The sequence below is a fragment of the Chryseobacterium arachidis genome (assembly GCF_900129245.1).
GTDB lineage: Bacteria > Bacteroidota > Bacteroidia > Flavobacteriales > Weeksellaceae > Chryseobacterium > Chryseobacterium arachidis.
Map to the genome: position 1 here is coordinate 333,189 of NZ_FQUT01000002.1, position 17,411 is coordinate 350,599.

At 36.4% G+C, this 17,411-nt stretch carries 16 protein-coding genes; 9 read left to right on the forward strand and 7 right to left on the reverse strand.

Annotation, left to right across the window (positions count from 1 at the left end; translation table 11 throughout):
* Positions 1 to 28: 28 nt before the first annotated feature.
* The 3 genes from BUA89_RS05290 (at position 29) to BUA89_RS05300 (ending at position 2,977) form a co-directional block, all read left to right on the forward strand.
* The gene (locus BUA89_RS05290) at positions 29 to 1,621 is read left to right on the forward strand and encodes a SulP family inorganic anion transporter (protein ID WP_072953758.1); all 1,593 of its coding nucleotides are present in this window, start codon (positions 29 to 31) and stop codon (positions 1,619 to 1,621) included.
* Between the two features lie 62 nt (positions 1,622 to 1,683).
* Positions 1,684 to 2,319, forward strand: coding sequence for a carbonic anhydrase (locus tag BUA89_RS05295; protein WP_072953760.1), 636 nt, complete (start codon positions 1,684 to 1,686; stop codon positions 2,317 to 2,319).
* 232 nt (positions 2,320 to 2,551) lie between these two features.
* Positions 2,552 to 2,977 (forward strand): hypothetical protein, encoded by a 426-nt coding sequence (locus tag BUA89_RS05300; protein WP_072953762.1) that lies wholly within the window; start codon positions 2,552 to 2,554, stop codon positions 2,975 to 2,977.
* A gap of 41 nt (positions 2,978 to 3,018) precedes the next feature.
* Here BUA89_RS05300 and pth read toward each other — a convergent pair whose 3' ends face one another.
* From pth to mfd, 7 genes are all read right to left on the reverse strand, one after another.
* Positions 3,019 to 3,582 (reverse strand): aminoacyl-tRNA hydrolase, encoded by a 564-nt coding sequence (gene pth / locus BUA89_RS05305; protein ID WP_072953764.1) that lies wholly within the window; start codon positions 3,580 to 3,582, stop codon positions 3,019 to 3,021.
* 89 nt (positions 3,583 to 3,671) lie between these two features.
* Entirely contained in the window at positions 3,672 to 4,643 is a 972-nt protein-coding gene (locus tag BUA89_RS05310; RefSeq protein WP_072953766.1) for a hypothetical protein, read from the reverse strand.
* Positions 4,644 to 4,745: 102 nt separating this feature from the next.
* A complete protein-coding gene (locus BUA89_RS05315) occupies positions 4,746 to 5,621 on the reverse strand; it encodes a hypothetical protein (protein ID WP_072953768.1) in 876 nt (291 codons plus the stop codon).
* 145 nt (positions 5,622 to 5,766) lie between these two features.
* Complete coding sequence (locus BUA89_RS05320) at positions 5,767 to 6,489, reverse strand: hypothetical protein (RefSeq protein WP_228420523.1); 723 nt, start codon at positions 6,487 to 6,489, stop codon at positions 5,767 to 5,769.
* 22 nt (positions 6,490 to 6,511) lie between these two features.
* Complete coding sequence (locus BUA89_RS05325) at positions 6,512 to 7,333, reverse strand: hypothetical protein (protein WP_072953772.1); 822 nt, start codon at positions 7,331 to 7,333, stop codon at positions 6,512 to 6,514.
* 15 nt (positions 7,334 to 7,348) lie between these two features.
* Entirely contained in the window at positions 7,349 to 8,167 is an 819-nt protein-coding gene (locus BUA89_RS05330) for a hypothetical protein (RefSeq protein ID WP_072953773.1), read from the reverse strand.
* 591 nt (positions 8,168 to 8,758) lie between these two features.
* Complete coding sequence (gene mfd / locus BUA89_RS05335) at positions 8,759 to 12,130, reverse strand: transcription-repair coupling factor (protein ID WP_072953775.1); 3,372 nt, start codon at positions 12,128 to 12,130, stop codon at positions 8,759 to 8,761.
* Between the two features lie 255 nt (positions 12,131 to 12,385).
* Here mfd and BUA89_RS05340 point away from each other — a divergent pair, with 255 nt between their 5' ends.
* From BUA89_RS05340 to BUA89_RS05365, 6 genes are all read left to right on the forward strand, one after another.
* On the forward strand, positions 12,386 to 12,775 hold the full coding sequence (locus BUA89_RS05340; protein ID WP_072953777.1) for a hypothetical protein: 390 nt from the start codon (positions 12,386 to 12,388) through the stop codon (positions 12,773 to 12,775).
* Between the two features lie 249 nt (positions 12,776 to 13,024).
* Positions 13,025 to 13,267 (forward strand): hypothetical protein, encoded by a 243-nt coding sequence (locus tag BUA89_RS05345; protein WP_072953778.1) that lies wholly within the window; start codon positions 13,025 to 13,027, stop codon positions 13,265 to 13,267.
* Positions 13,268 to 13,395: 128 nt separating this feature from the next.
* Positions 13,396 to 14,895: a GH3 auxin-responsive promoter family protein gene (locus tag BUA89_RS05350; RefSeq protein ID WP_072953779.1), complete on the forward strand. Its 1,500-nt coding sequence runs from the start codon at positions 13,396 to 13,398 to the stop codon at positions 14,893 to 14,895.
* Between the two features lie 69 nt (positions 14,896 to 14,964).
* A complete protein-coding gene (locus BUA89_RS05355; protein WP_072953780.1) occupies positions 14,965 to 15,327 on the forward strand; it encodes a hypothetical protein in 363 nt (120 codons plus the stop codon).
* Between the two features lie 92 nt (positions 15,328 to 15,419).
* Positions 15,420 to 16,655: an MFS transporter gene (locus BUA89_RS05360; protein ID WP_072953782.1), complete on the forward strand. Its 1,236-nt coding sequence runs from the start codon at positions 15,420 to 15,422 to the stop codon at positions 16,653 to 16,655.
* 91 nt (positions 16,656 to 16,746) lie between these two features.
* Complete coding sequence (locus tag BUA89_RS05365; RefSeq protein ID WP_072953784.1) at positions 16,747 to 17,409, forward strand: hypothetical protein; 663 nt, start codon at positions 16,747 to 16,749, stop codon at positions 17,407 to 17,409.
* The last annotated feature ends 2 nt before the right edge of the window (positions 17,410 to 17,411 follow it).

Here is a 17,411-nt window from a genome sequence, read left to right on the forward strand (position 1 = left end):
TACCGGTTTACACACAGCAGCTTTTATCATGAAAAAAACATCATTCATTGGAGGAATCAAGGAGAACTTTCCATCAGGACTCGTTGTATTCTTAGTAGCACTTCCTTTATGCCTCGGCATCGCTTTAGCTTCAGGGGCTCCACCATTATCCGGAATTATTGCAGGTATTGTGGGAGGTTTGGTCGTGGGATCCATCAGTAATTCTAATATTTCGGTTTCAGGGCCTGCGGCGGGATTGACAGCCATTGTTTTAACAGCCATTACAGATCTTGGTGCATTCGAGCTTTTCCTTTGTGCCGGAATTATTGCAGGGCTTATTCAGCTGATATTAGGATTTATAAGAGCCGGAAGTATATCCAATTACTTCCCCAACAACGTAATCGAGGGGATGCTTGCTGCTATTGGCATCATTATTATATTAAAGCAGATCCCTCATGCATTAGGTTTTGACAAAGATTATGAAGGACATGAATCTATATTCGACAACGGCTTAAACTTCGGATACTTCACAGAACTTTTCGGTGCTATACAGCCTGGAGCTATTATTGTGACCTTAGTTTCCGTAGCCATCCTGATTGCATGGGACAGAATCCATGTTCTGAAAAGAATGAAAATGCTTCCGGGAGCCTTGGTTGCCGTGGTGACAGGAATTATCCTAAACCAGATCTTTAAGATGACAGGCAGCTCACTGGCAATCCAGCCTCAGCATCTGGTTTCTCTGCCCGTTCCCCAGTCTTTTGATGATTTTAAAAACCTGGTGACCATGCCGGATTTTAATGGATTTACCAATCCGAAAGTATGGATCGTAGGAGCTACTATTGCCATTGTAGCATCTATTGAAACACTCCTTTGTATCGAAGCATCAGACAGATTAGACCAGCAAAGAAGAATCACAGACACCAATCTGGAACTGAAAGCCCAGGGAATCGGAAACCTGATCAGTTCATTCATCGGGGGACTTCCAATGACTTCGGTAGTAGTAAGAAGTTCTGCCAATGCCAATGCAGGAGCAACTTCCAAATCTTCTACCATTATTCACGGGGTTCTTCTTTTGATCTGTGTACTTTCTATTCCTGTTATTTTAAATTTAATTCCGCTGGCGACTTTGGCAGCCGTTTTAATCTTGGTGGGATACAAATTGGCAAAACCAGCTACATTTAAACATTTCTGGCATTTAGGAAAGTTCCAGTTTATTCCGTTTGTAGCCACTGTAGCAGCCGTTGTAGCAACAGATTTACTAAAAGGTGTAGGAATTGGTCTTGCAATTTCCGTCTTTTACATCCTTCAGGGAAATATGAAGCGAGCTTATTATTTAAGCCGTGAAAAGCTGGATGATGCTGATGAAATTACGATAAAATTAGCAGAGGAAGTTTCATTTTTAAATAAAGCAGCGATCAAAAAAACGCTTAAAAATATAAAGCCTAACTCAACGGTGATTATTGATGCGAGAACCACATCATACATTGCCACTGATGTTCTGGAAATGATTCAGGATTTTGCGAATATCCGAGCCAAAGAAGAAGATATTTCGGTGCAGCTTTTAGGCTTTAAAACATCGTACAGAGATTATGAAAGAGACGAAGAATCTCATATTTTGGTCACCCATAAAAGAGCGATGTAAATTCGTAACAAGATTTTTTTTAATTTTAATACATTCAATACAAAAAATAAACAGTAAATTATATGAAAGCACACACGCACGAAACTCAGTCTACAATTACTCCTGAAAAAGCTTTAGACTTTCTGAAGGAAGGAAACCAGAGATTTGTAAACAACCTGAAGGCAAACAGAGACCTTCTGGAGCAGGTAAATGCTACCCGTGAAGGGCAATGGCCTTTTGCAGTGGTTTTGAGCTGTATAGACAGCCGTACTTCTGCTGAGCTTATCTTTGATCAGGGGCTGGGTGATGTTTTCAGCATCAGAATTGCAGGAAATTTCGTTAATCAGGACATTTTAGGGTCTATGGAATTTGGTTGTAACGTTGCAGGTTCAAAGCTTATTGTCGTTTTAGGACACACAAAATGCGGGGCTCTGAAAGGAGGCTTAGATGCCGCTCAGATCGAAGGTATGGGTATGGACAACCTAAATCATTTGATTAACCATTTCGATGCGACTATCAACGAGATCATTGAAGAAGGTGAAGAGCGTTCGTCTAAAAACAGTGCATTGCTGGAAAGACTGAATCAGCAGAATGTAAAGCATGCGATTGAGGATATCCGTAAGCAAAGCTCGACTCTAAGAAACCTTGAAGAAGAAGGAAAAATCAAGATTGTAGGAGCCAACTATGATGTTGAAACCGGAGTTGTAACTTGGTTATAAACCATTTCCTTTCTTAAACTATTCAATATAGAAATGTTATAGTTTAGATAAATTGACAGAAATTACTCTTAAAAGTATGTCGGAGACCATCGAATTTCGGTGGTCTTTTTATTTTCTCCCTTAGATTCTTGAAACGATTGTGGAAATCTATAACCAAATTTAAATAAGTTTTAACTTAATCCATTATCAAAATACCTACATTTGATATTCAGAAAAAACGATTTCAAATCTTATGAAACTTCAGACAACTCTATTTTTTACTGCGTTTTTACTTTTCTTAACCGGATTCAGTAAAGCTCAAAAACCGGTAAGTGATACTTTAGCGTATGCCAAAAAATTCGAAACCAATAAAGACAAATACAGAGGAAAACCTTTTTCTTTATTAATGAAAGACATGACGCAGCTGCAGTTTAAAAAAGCAAAATCAGACATTAAGCAAGACGAGAACAATCCTTTGCCGAGTACATTATTTAGATTTTCGGACAAAGATATAAGCGCTGGAAATGAAGTTACGTTTGTTATCAAATGGAAACCGGATCCTTCTTCAACAATCCCGTTAGAGCTTTTTCAGGAGGAGCATAATTATGGTTTCACAGTGAGTGAGAGAAATTTTTTCGATAAAAAGATCATCGCAGATATTGTCGTTTACAAACAATAAAACCTCCTTTTCGGGAGGTTTCTTTTTATATTTTAGTTTAATTATTTCCCGTTAAAGGCAGACATTGTATTATTGATTCCTGCAAAAACGAAAGATAAAGATGCTTTGGTAAACTTTTCTATTCTTTCGGGCAGTTTTTCAGATTCTTCTTCATTCCATGTTCCTAACACATAATCTACCTGTCTCCCCTCCGAAAAATCTGCAGAAATACCGAAACGCAGCCTTGCATAATTCTGTGTCTGAAGAACCTCATTAATATTCTTCAATCCGTTGTGCCCGGCATCAGAACCTTTCCCTTTCATCCTTAATGTTCCGAAAGGCAGTGCCAGATCATCAGTTACGATCAATACGTTTTCCAAAGGTATATTTTCTTTCTGCATCCAATATCTCACGGCATTTCCGGAAAGATTCATATAGGTATCCGGTTTCAGGACAAGCACTCTCCTGCCTTTATATTTCCCGTCTGCCATCCAGCCGAAATTGGTGGTATTGAAAGAAACTTCCATTGTTTCTGCGAGTTTATCCGCTACTTTAAATCCTATATTGTGACGTGTATTTTCGTATTCTGCACCTTTGTTTCCAAGGCCAACAATTAAATATTTCATTGAGAAATTTTTTGCAAAATTAAGGCATTAAAAATAAAAACTCAACCTTAGAAAAGATTGAGTTTTAAATATTGTTTAAAATTGTTTTTTTACAATGGTTTGTACATGTAATTTACTGTATAACCCACCGTCATATACGTTTGTGGATCGTAACGGTAGTTTGTTGAAAAGAAAGTTGGCGTAGGCACCGGAACTGCAAGATCTGTAATAGACAATCTTTTCGGGTTGTTAGGGGATATCATCCAACCATTCGGATGTTTCTCATTAGCAAGATACGGTGTTGTAAGACCCGCCAGATAAATATCCATATCAATAAGTCTTGTCACTTTATATTCGAATGGCAATAAAGTAAACGGATTGATATTCGCATCGTAATTATTGTACTCGAAACCTAATTTTCTCGTAGCCGCTCCCGGTACTCCCGCTGTGATAGGCCCGTAGTTTTTAACTACTTTTGATACGTTATCTCCAGAGTACTCATATTTTGTATCAGCATAGGTATCGAAATTGACTCCCGGACCATCCGGCCCGCTTTTCATATTGGTCGATTCCAGCTTACCTGTTGATGAAGAATATTTTAAATCAAAAAGACTGCTTACTTTTTTGTACAGCGTCTGAGGACTTGGGTTGGTCACCGAGAAAGGAGCTGTCGTTATTCTGTGATAGTAAGAACGGTTCTCTGAAATCTTCTCTAATTTCCCAGTTCCCGCGTATGTAAACTGCTGTGTATAAACGATACTGTCTTTCTCCATTTTTCCGTTTTTGTCAAGATCAAGAAAACCTCTGAAGTCGATTCTGCTGATTTTATTACCGCTCCAGGCAATATCCGCAGTAGAGTTCATACTATCTGTAACTACTTTAGACAACTGCAATCCGTTATAATGATAGGTTGCCAATGTATCTGCATTTGTAATTTCTCTGTATAAAGCTCTTGGCCCGTTCAGCCCTGTGTTTTCATTAATATCCAATAGAGGATTTCCGTCTTCATCCAGCAAATCTTTACAAGAATGTACTGTAGAAACACCTACTAAAAGTAAAATAAAATAAAAAAGTCGTTTCATTCCAATAGGGATTATTTATTTTTTCACAAATATAATTTTTTTTTGCATAAAAATCATATATTTCTTTAATTTAAAGCAAAACTATTAAAAGATAATTCTATCTTATAACGGTTTATATATGTATTTCATTGCCTGCCCCTGGTCTGAAACCGGAAAATTCTGAGAATCATACAAATATCCTTTAGGAATGCTGATTGGTGAGCCTGTAGGCGGATACATGGTAAGTTTCCCCATATTGTTAGAAGAGATATTGCTAAAGTTGATCGGGAAAAGCGTATTGATTACCATGAAATATTCTTTTGGTAACGTAGTATACGGATTTATTTTACTATCGTAATTTTCGTAAGCATAAGTCATTGTAGAAGACGTGGAAGCATCCGGAGTCGGAGTACTACCACCACTCATCAACATCGTAGTATAATCTAATTTAACAACATTACTTGCGGAGAACGTAAACTTACATTCAGCATAATGTGTATAGTTGGCACTTCCCATTTTTTTCTTTTCAATAATTCTGTACAGCTGTCCGTTAGCATCGTAAATAACCTCGAAATCACTATGGGTAGTTGTTGTCACTATAGTCTGATCCATCGTAAATGAAGTCAGTTTTCCGGAAGTGTAGGTAAGATTGTAAGTATTATCAATAACATGAGGATTCACATTATCAATGTATCTGATCTTAGAAATTTTATCTCCGGAATATGTAACCGTAGCTGTTGTCATATTACTGGATCCCGCATCTCTTAAAAATGCCTGCGAAAGAATCCCTGTGTTTGTAATATACTCTTCCGTATCCTTAGTTTCCGTAGCACTTATCTTGCTGTTTATTTTAGCAAGAATTCTCGGGCCTGTAATGGTATTTCCCGACGAACCATTATTGTTATTCTGATTAGGCGGGTCATCTGTTGTATTGTCACACGAAACTACGAACCCCAATGCTACTGCCGCTAAAGTGGAAAGAAAGTATTTTTTTGTCATACAATTATTAATTTTTAATGGTGTCAAATATAATTGTTTTTCTCTTATAATTGACTTAAATTCTCAAAATAAATGCCTAAAAAATAAAGAATCTAAAAGCATAAGCCTTTAGATCCTCATTTTCATCATTTATATTTTCAAAATCCTAATAAGGTTGTAAAACCGATAGTGTGAGAACAGACTTAGCCATATCCGGGGTAAGAATGCTTGTGTCTACCGCTCTTCCAATTCCTAAACTATTGGAATTAATATTCCTTTTTATACATGCCGCCTTTACAGTATAATTATTTTTCGGAGTAAGATTTGTTAATGTTGCATTCAGGTTAAAAATCTTGTAAGAACCTGCTCCTTCCGTAATAACATCTACTCTTACCGCTCTTAATTTATCATCTACAAAAATCCCACAGGCAAAACTTGTAGAGGCATCTCCGTTTCCTGTTTTTTGCGCTAAAGTCTGGAAATTGAACGTGACTTTATTGGTAGCATTGGTAATGGAAAATGTAGAAGACGTTCCCTGCAAAACGCCCCAAGAGCTTGTAATATTCCCTCCTTCATCATAAGGCAGAGTAGCTCCATCACTCCCGGAAAAAGATACTCCGGTCTTGTCTTCCAATGTGTTCATAGAAAACAAAGACATGCTTGTTAATCCGTCTGCAACCTTAATATCCTTCCAGTCGTTTACATTAAGACCGGTCGTATTATGAAAAATTGTCCCTGCTGCGCCTGCAGACCCTTTCACGGTGTTGGTACCTCCTATTCTCAGTTCCTTTCTTACATTGAGGTCACCGTTGATATCAAGCATGTTTACCGGAGTATTAGTATTGATTCCCACCTGAGCATTATATAAAAATACTGCAAGCAAATTCATTAGTAGTAATATTTTTTTCATCTTAATTTGTAATTGCGTTAAACTGTTGGGGAACTTCATATACATCTACCTTCAGGGTAGATTCTGCAATAAAGGAATCGATATTGCCAGCCACAGCTCTTCCGATACCTAATACCGTATTGTCGGCAACATTAAAAGAAGCCATTCTGGAACATGCCACACTTACGGTGTGTTGTCCTTTGGATAGATTTTCAGCCATACCGATCTGGTTGTGGGTAAGGAAGGTATTGTTTGCACTGCTCGATCTTAAATTTCCCTGTCTCAGATTAATTAATTTATCATCAACAAAAATCCCGCAAGCATAATCTATTGACCGGTCTGAGGATGAACTTCCTGTATAGGTAGCCTGAACTACAGTTTCAAACTGGAAATATGCTTTGCTGACCGTGCTGTATACATTAATGGTCTGGGTAAGGCTCGGAATTTTTTTAAATCTTGGAAAGTTGGTAGCATTATAATCTTTATTTTTAACAAATGCCGCCGATCTTGAACTGATCGTACTTTCTTCTGAACCGGAAAATGAGACTCCCGTAACATCAGCAAAAGAATTATTAAAAATCAGATAAAATTTATTCGCTTCGTATTGAGGGATTCTTAAGCTTTTCCAAACCGGTGCATATCCTTCCCCCTGAGAAACCAGGATCTGGTCTGCAGCACCTTCAGACAAAGCACTGTTTGTTGTGTTGGAAACGGCAAGTTTTCCACGCAAATTCATGTCTCCGTTAACGTCCAGGCGTGCTTTTGGCGATTCTGTTTTTATTCCCACTTGGGCATAGAGTGATAACCCTACTGCAATGAATAGGATAGAAAATATGTTTTTCATGAATGTTTTTAGTGTTTAGTTATAGCTTACGTATTCTATAATATCGATTTTCATCATAGACTCTAAAGTAAATGCATTCGAAATATTGTTAGAATTGGATATATTCTTTCCGATTGTAAACTGAGAACCGGAATTGGAAGAACTAATCTTTCTGCAGGCAACTTCTACCGTTTGCTCTCCTGCCGGAACATTCTGCTCGGTATAATTCAGTGTGAAAATATAATCCTGGAAACCTCCTTTTCCCGAACTGTCAGTAGAGGAAATCTTATCCGGACGTACCGCAACAAGTTTATTATTCCTGAAAACCCCACAGGCAAAATTTATATTCTGAGGTTCTGTAGCAGTAGGAGCTTTCATTTCAGCTCCCGTCTGAAACTGATAAGTCAGCTTATTTCTGCTGTCTTTTACGGTAAAGACATTTTTAAGCCCGCTGATTTTTACCCATCTCCCTTTGGTAAGATCAGTAATATCATCACCGATATTGTTTTTGTAGATACCATCTGCGGCATTACTACTGGAAAGATTCGTAATACCAGCCTGATCACTTGAAAGATAAGAGTTTACCAATTTGTACTGACCTTCTTCTATGAAGGAAACATTCAATGATTTCCAGACAGGGGGTAAATTTTGTCCCTGGGAAACCAGCACCTGGCCGTTTAAGCCGGCATTACCGACCTGAGAGGAAGTACCGCCTACTCTAAGTTCTTTTCTTAAGGTGGTTTTCCCGTTTACATCGAGAATAGAATTGGGGGTACTCGTACCAACTCCCACCTGAGCGTAGGCTTGGATTGATGTTAACAATCCAGCCACGCAGCAATACACAGTTTTTTTCATAATAAGGGACCACAAAGGTATATAAAAAAAACATCAAAAAGTAGACTTATAAATCGTAAACCAATATATAATAGCTAATTACAACAAATTTTGAATCAATAAAAAATAGAATTAATTCTACGAACAAGTGTTAGGATCATATAATCCCAAATAGTGGAGTTATTATATAATTCACCGTAAAGAAACTTAATATGTGGTATTTTATCCTCACAAAGTGATTTTTATAATTATTTAATTCTTTATTTAATGGTATTCCATAAAGTATATAGATAACAATAATGCATTATTATTAATCTATTTAGTGTGATTAAATTATTAGAATTATATTTAAAACGCAGTAGAAAACATTGGATTTTCTGTTACAATTTCTTCGAATAAAAAACAGAAAATTTCTCCCATTCAACTTCATTATTTTTTTGTAGATTTTTTTCTACAAGCATCAAAATCTGATGAATATCATACTTTTAAAGCTAAAACTTTGCATACTTCATTTATTTTCACACCTTAAAATCAGCGGATAAGGTACAAAATGAAACTGCCGTACTGAAATGGCTTCAATACGGCAGCTTATAATTTTCACTGTTGATGGAACTATACTTCGCTCTTCAAAATAGATCGCAGAAGATAATTCACTTCGTCGACATTTATCACTTTATCTTTTCTCATCATGAGGTGATTTCCGTCTTTACCCACTTTCTCCTTCAATTGGGCTTCAGCAGGATTTTTTGTTAAATAATTAATGATATTTCTGAACTTATTGGTCTGGTAAAACTTATCCTGAGGATTGCCCGGGAAGTATCCTAAAAACACTCCGTTTTTCATTACAATCTTCTCAAAACCAATGTCTGCAGCCAGCCATTTTAAGCTTACACTTTTCAATAAATTGACAGCTTCTTTTGGCAAATTCCCAAAACGGTCTATTAATTCAGATTCAAACTTCAATAAGTTTTCTTCATTATCTACTTCAGCTAATTTTTGATACAATAATAATCTTTCTTCCGTATTCGAGATATACCAATCCGGCAACATCAGTTCCAGATCCGTATCGATATTCACATCTTTTGTAGACTTAAAGAGTTTATTTCTATCTTCTTCATTCTCGAATAAGTTTTCGAATTCTTCATCATCTTTCAATTCTTCTAGCGCTTCCTGCATTAATTTCTGATAGGTTTCAAATCCCATTTCATTAATAAATCCACTCTGCTCTGCACCCAACAAATCCCCTGCTCCACGAATTTCCAAATCCTTCATTGCAATCTGAAAGCCGCTTCCCAAATCAGAAAACTGCTCAATCGCTTCCAGACGTTTTCTTGCATCTGCAGTCATCATGTCATAAGGCGGCGTGATCAGATAACAAAATGCTTTTCTGTTACTCCGTCCGACGCGGCCTCTCATCTGGTGAAGATCCGCCATCCCGAAACGTTGCGCATCATTAATAAAAATAGTATTCGCATTCGGAACATCTACCCCACTTTCTACAATCGTTGTGGAAACCAAAACGTCATACTTTCCTTCCATAAAATCCAGCACGTTTTTCTCAAGCTGCTTTCCTTCCATTTGTCCGTGACCGGTGATCACTCTTGCATCAGGAACCAACCTTTGGATTAATCCGGCGATATCTTTCAGGTTTTCAATCCTGTTGTTGATAAAATAAACCTGCCCGTCACGCTGAAGTTCGTAAGAAACAGCATCACGAAGAATTTCTTCATTGAAACCGATCAATTGTGTATCAACTGGCTGCCTGTTGGGTGGTGGAGTTTTTATAACTGATAAGTCTCTCGCCGCCATCAAAGAAAACTGCAGGGTTCTCGGAATTGGTGTTGCCGTTAATGTTAACGTATCAACATCCGCTTTCAGTGTTTTTAATTTATCCTTTACAGAAACTCCGAATTTATGTTCTTCATCAATAATTAATAATCCTAAATCTTTAAACTTCACAGAACTGCTCGCTAATTGATGTGTTCCTATAATAATGTCAACTTTTCCTTCTTTTAAAGCCGCCAAAGTTTCAGATTTCTGTTTTGCTGTTCTGAAACGGTTAACATAAGCAACATTTACCGGGAAATCCTTCAGTCTTTCCTTGAAACTTCTGTAATGCTGGAAAGCCAAAATGGTTGTCGGAACCAAAACCGCCACCTGTTTTCCATCTGTCGCCGCTTTGAATGCTGCACGAATCGCCACTTCCGTTTTTCCGAAACCAACGTCTCCGCAAACCAAACGATCCATCACCGTATCGGCTTCCATGTCCTTTTTCACGTCGATGGTTGCTTTTTCCTGATCAGGAGTATCTTCATAGAGGAAACTCGCTTCCAGTTCATTTTGTAAATAAGAATCGGGAGTATACGCAAAACCTTTCGCAGATTTTCTTTGAGCATATAGTTTTATCAAATCGAACGCGAGCTGTTTTACTCTTGCCTTTGTTTTTTGCTTTAAAGATTTCCAGGTTGGCGATCCTAATTTGCTTAAAACAATTTCTTTTCCGTCTGGCCCGTTATACTTTGATATTTTATGAAGCGAATGAATACTTACATATAATAAGTCTCCATTTTTATAAGTTAATTTAAAACATTCCTGAATTTTCCCATCGTTATTCACTTTCACCAATCCCATGAATTTTCCGATTCCGTGATCGATGTGAGCAATATAATCTCCTATTTTAAGAGACATCAGGTCTTTCAATGTTAATTGCTCAGATTTGGCAAACGTATTTTTAGCCTTATATCTTTGGTAACGGTCAAAAATCTGGTGATCGGTATACACCAGAATTTTATGATCATGGTCTACAAAACCTTCGTGAAGTTCAGATTTAAAACTTTTAAAAGGAAGTTCGTGCTCCAGCTCTTCAAAAATCGATTCTAATCTTTCCTTCTGTTTTTCGGTGGAAAAAGAAATCCATGTATCAAAGCCTTCGTTTTGTTTTTCTTCAAGGTCTTCAATTAATAATTCGAAGTTTTTATTAAAAGCAGGTTGTATCGACTGATCGATTTTCATTTCTGATAATTCAATCAAACCCTCAATAGGAATACTTCCGAAATCTACAGTTTTAAATTTTTTATAATCAAATAAAAATTCCTGATCAGAAATAAACAGTTCCTGCGGCGATTGGTGTGCAATATCTTTATTTAACGTCTCATATTTAACCAAAGATTTTTCGTAGAACGTTTTCAGCTTCTGCATTCCGACAATTCCGTTTCTGGAAATCACAAAACTTTCTTTCGGCAACAACTGCAATAATGAAACCCGGCTTCCCGTCACGGTAAAATTCATATTGGAAACCAATTGAAAACCGGTCACTTTATCAATTGAAAGCTGTGTTTCGATATCAAAAGTTTTAATGCTTTCCACTTCATTTCCAAAGAATGTGATACGGTAAGGTTTTTCATTCGAAAAAGAAAAAACATCTACAATTCCTCCTCTCACAGAAAATTCTCCCGGTTCGGAAACGAAGTCTGCCTGCTGAAAATTATAATGATTTAATAATTCATCCACGAAATCAAAATCAAGCTGGTCGCCCACTTTAATATGGTGCGAAATGGCTTTAAAATCTTCTTTTTTCAAAACCTTTTCCGACAAAGCTCCTGCATAGGCTACAATAACTTTTGGAGATTTACTGGATGTAATTTTATTGATAACCTCGGTTCTCAAGACCAAGTTAGCATTCTGCGTTTTTTCAATCTGATACGGTTCGAGATGCGTTGCCGGAAAATACAGAATCTTATCTTTTCCCAGCAGATCTTCCATTTCAGTATTGGCGTATAATGCATCCTCTTTATCATCAACAATATAAAGGACATGTTTTTTTTGAGTAAGGAAAAGCTCTGCCACAAAAATAGAAACCGAAGAACCTGCATTTCCCTTCACAGAAATATGTTGATTATTTTCCAATTGAATAAAAATCTCCTTTCCGAATTCTTTCTGAAGCAAGTCCGGAAGAAACTTTTCGCTGATGGTTTTTAACTGCATAAAATAATTTGGTATAAACGACAAAAGCGATTTCGGGAGTTTTCCGAAATCGTTTGATCTTCACAAAGGTAAGGATAAATATTTTGTCGAAACGAAGATTGCAGATTATTCAAAATTTAAAATAATTCTTTAAAAACCTTCCAAATCTTAATTTTTTACTAAAATTTTAAATTAAAAGTTAAAATAATTCTACAGATACCACATGGCATTTTGTTTGAATATTTTCTCATATCAAACCATTAAAGAAATATTATTATGAAAAAAGTAATTAGAATTTTAGGATTATTCCTTTTGATGTTCTTTGTAGTCACGGCCGTTTCATGTAGTGACGATGACGACCCTGCCAACAACGACTTTTTTGCGGGAACTTATAAAGGAAGTGTATCGTACAACGACAGTGACAATAACATCCAGTCCGACGACGGAAGTGTATTTGTAACCAAGATTGCAAGCGGAACCAAATATAATTTCGCTTTTTCCAACGGGATTCCCGATCTAAACGGGATCGAATTTAATAAGGAAGGGGATAATGTGTTGGTGATGGTAGGATCAACAGCTACATCTTATATCAGAATTGATAACAATGAATTAAAAATACTATACATTAAAGATGGCCGAACGTGGACTGCAAACTGTACGCGTTAACCAACTTTTCATACATATGTTAGGATCTGCTTTTCTTTTTAAGGGAAGCAGATTTTTTGTAAATCAAATGATGATTATTTAAATCAGCCTTGTCAAGGTTTTGAACCTTGACAAGGCTTAAGCCTTAGTCGCCTTCAACATTATTTAATCTTTTTTTAATCTGTAATAAACTTTAGTTAAGTTTCAAAAAGCTATTTTTTCGATCTGTTTTTTATATACCTTTGATTCAACAAAACAAACAAAGTCACTATGAAAAAATTTTTAACAGCAATGTCTATCGTATTAGGATTAGGACTTGCCAATGCTCAGCAAACTGCACCCGCCGCTTCAGCACAGATCACAAAAACAGTAAAGGCTGCCAAACCGGCCGCTCAAACTGCTAAGCCCGCAGCGAAAATGAAGAAGGACGGAACACCCGACAAAAGATATAAGGAAAACAAAAAACTGAAAAAGGACGGTACTCCTGACAAAAGGTACAAAGAAAACAAGTAACTCAACATTATAGTTGTTATTTTCATAATCAAATTTCGAAGAACCGGTGTACACTCATTCATCGGTTTTTTTGTTGCTTATTTCACAAAAAACATTTCAGATTCTTTAGTTATTTATAAATTTGAAGCATGCTAAACTTCCTAAAGAAAAATGCAGCATTGATCTGGGCGAGAAAACACGTTCAGAAAGCTGGAGAATTCAAGAAAAATGCAGAGAAAAATCAAGAAGAGCTCTTATTATCTCTGGTTAAAACTGCCCAAAAAACGCTTTTTGGAAGAGAACATGATTTCGAAAATATTAAATCCGTACAAGATTTTCAGGAAAAAGTTTCCGTTGCAGATTACGAAGATCTGAAACCTTATATTGAAAGGGTAAAGCGCGGGCAGGCCAATATTCTCTGGACAGAAACTCCCGAATATTTTGCCAAAACTTCGGGAACAACTTCCGGTTCTAAATACATTCCTATTTCTAAGGAAGGAATGCCTTTTCAGATTAAAGGAGCTCAGAGTGCATTATTCCATTATATTGCCAAGAAAAATAATGCCGATTTTGTAAAAGGAAAAATGATCTTTTTACAGGGAAGCCCCGAATTAAAGGAAGATTTTGGAATAAAAATCGGGCGGCTTTCAGGAATTGTAGCGCATCATATTCCGAATTATTTACAGAAAAACAGACTTCCAAGTCTGGAAACCAATATGATGGAAGACTGGGAAGCAAAGGTGGATAAAATCGTTGAAGAAACCGAGAAGGAAAATATGACCTTAATTTCCGGAATTCCGCCCTGGCTGATTATGTATTTTGAGAAACTGATTGAAAAACATGGTAAAAAAATCAAACAAATTTTCCCTAATCTTCAATTGATCGTTACCGGCGGCGTTAATTACGAACCGTACCGGGACAAGATGGAAGAATTGTTGGGAGGAAAAGTAGATATTGTTCAGACATTTCCTGCTTCCGAAGGATTTTTTGCGTTTCAGGATGATTATACCAAGGAAGGATTATTGCTTTTAACCAATCATGGGATTTTCTATGAATTTATTCCACTGGAAGAATATGGAAAACCGAATGCGAAAAGATTAACCTTAAAAGACATAGAGCTTAATAAAGATTACGCTTTAATTTTAACAACAAATTCAGGACTTTGGGCATATTCGATTGGTGATGTCGTGAGATTTATTGATAAAAATCCGCACAGAATTCTGGTGAGTGGAAGAACCAAACATTTCACCTCAGCTTTCGGAGAACACGTGATTGCTTTTGAAGTGGAGGAAGCCATCAAATCAGCTTTAGAAAAATATCCCGCACACATTACCGAGTTTCATCTTGCACCACAAGTGAATCCGAATGAAGGGCTTCCTTATCACGAATGGTTTATTGAATTTGAAAAAGAACCGGAAAATTTGGACTTATTTAAAAATGAATTGGATGATCAGCTAAGAAAACGCAATACATATTATGATGATCTGATTTCGGGAAATATTTTGCAGAAGCTGCATATTTCAAGTTTAAAGAAAAATGCTTTTAACGAGTATGCAAAATCTCAGGGAAAGCTTGGCGGTCAAAATAAAATACCAAGGCTTGCTAATGACAGAAAAATCGCAGAATTGTTGGAAATTTATAAACTTTAATCACATTTTTTCAATTCCGGAAACGTATATTCGAAAAAAATTATAAATTTGGAAAACTAAAAAATAATAATGAAAGCATCTGTACTTTTAAAATCATCTTTATTGACCTCTTTATTTGTAATTTCATCTTGTGCAACTACAAAATATTCAGAAGACACTGCAAAAAATGATTATTCTAATCTTGAAGCAGGAAAAATGTATACAGTAAAGATGAAAGATGGCTCAAAAAGCCAGAAAATATTATTCCGAAATGTAGATGGAGATAATTTGATTGGAACTGCCGGAAAAAAAGACAGTACAGTAGTAACAATTTCTAAAGCGGATGTTGCTTCGGTAAGAGACAACAGAAAAGCAAGAATTACAACAGGAGCCGTAATTATTGGAGCTGCAGGAGTGGCAGCATTGGTCTTCAGTGCCTCAAGAGCAGACTAATAGATGTTATCTTTCAGATTCAATTTACTTTATCTTTTAAAATAATATTATATCATAAGCCTCAAATCAATATTTGAGGCTATTTTTGTCGGATGATTTCATTTACTCCGTTAGAGACGTTGAAGAATGTCGAATTCAGAAATCTTCTTACAGGAAGATTTTTTATCGTTTTAGCCTTCAGAATGCTTGCTACTTTACTCGGATGGTGGGTATATCAATTAACAAAAGATCCTTTCTCAATCGGGCTTATCGGACTTTCAGAAGTGATTCCGGCCGTAAGCTGTGCATTATATGCAGGACATGTGATTGATATGAACGAAAAGAAAAGGCTTTTGTTAATCTGCAATTACGCTTATATTTTTTTAATTGGATTATTGTTGATTCCTGCATTTTTTAATGTTGAAATGCATTTTACCGGACACCAGATTACCTATTTTATATATACTGTGATTTTTTTTACAGGAATTGCCCGGGCTTTTATCGGGCCTATTGTTCCTTCCATGATTCCTAAGATCGTAAAAAAGGATAATTTACCTAATGCTGTTACTTTAAATCAGGCCGCATTTCTCGTTTCATCCGTTTGCGGCCATGCTATCGGCGGATTTTTAATCGGTTATTTCGGAATAAAATGGACACTGCTCGTCATTATTTCTTTGATCTTTATAGCATCTCTTTTCTTTTTTCAGTTAAATAAACAATATTCGGAATACAAAAAAGAGAATATTAACGTTATAGACAGTATGCGTGAAGGAATTTCCTATATTTTCAGGACTAAAGAAATTCTGGGAGCGCTGTGTTTGGATATGTTTGCCGTTCTCTTTGGAGGAGCAGTTGCCATGATTCCGGTCTATGCCACTGATATTCTGAAGGTGGGAGCGGAAGGTTTCGGATTATTAAATGCAGCATCTGACATCGGATCGATGTGTATTATTACGATGTTGTCTATAATTCCGTTACGCAAAAATCAGGGTAAAATTTTGCTTGCCGTGGTTACAGGATTTGGTCTTTGCATTATCGGTTTTGGATTATCAACCTGGTACTGGCTTTCGTTTATGTTCCTGGTATTAAGCGGAATGCTGGATGGGATTTCCGTAGTAATCAGAGGGACTATTGTTCAGTTGAAAACGCCGGATCATATCAGAGGAAGGGTTTTGAGCGTGAATTCCATCTTTATTATGTCGAGTAATGAAATGGGACAGTTTGAAAGTGGTCTTTCGGCAAAATTGCTGGGTGTTGTACGCTCTGTTATTTTCGGAGGAACGATGACGGTGCTTATTGCATTAATTGTAGGAAGCACCAATCCAAAATTGAGAAAAATGCAATATTAAAACAATAACTATCAATTTATTAAATAAATCTTAAAAACTTTAAATTAAGTTTAATAATTTTTTATATTTGTAGTATAAAATATTTCCTATTATGATAAAAAAACTATTCATTTTCTTTTCGTTAGGAATGGGCGTTTACAGCTTTGCTCAAACTTCTTATGAAAAGACCTTACCAGCTCAAATTACTAAGTTAGAGTCTGCCAAAAAAACCGGAGAATTTCAGCAGTCTACGGATTATTTTACCAATTACGTTTACAGTCTTTCCAGAGGTACCGAAACCAAAAAAGAAGATTGGAGAGCCTATTACTACACGGCTTTATCACTAGTGAGAAACGAGATCATTTCTCAACGAGAAGGCAATGCGCCAAAAATTGATGAAACATCAGCTTTGGCAGAGAAATATATTGCCGGAATATTTGTAAAAAATCCTAATAATGCAGAAGCAAATATTCTTTTATCACAAATCAATTTATTAAAATCGCTAAACAACCCAACAGGAGGTGCTGCTTATCTAGCGAAAGCAAAAGAATATCTGGCTAAAGCAGAAGCTGAAGACAAAAGCAATCCAAGAATTGATGTAATTAAAGGTGAAATTGCATTAAACTCTCCTGTTAAAAATGGAGGGGATCAGGAATTGGCAAAAAAATATTTCAATTCGGCCTTAGCTAAATTTAAAACTTACAGTAAAAAGTCCAATCTTGACCCAAGCTGGGGAAAAGAAGATACCAACTACTATCTTTCTATTCTTAAATAATA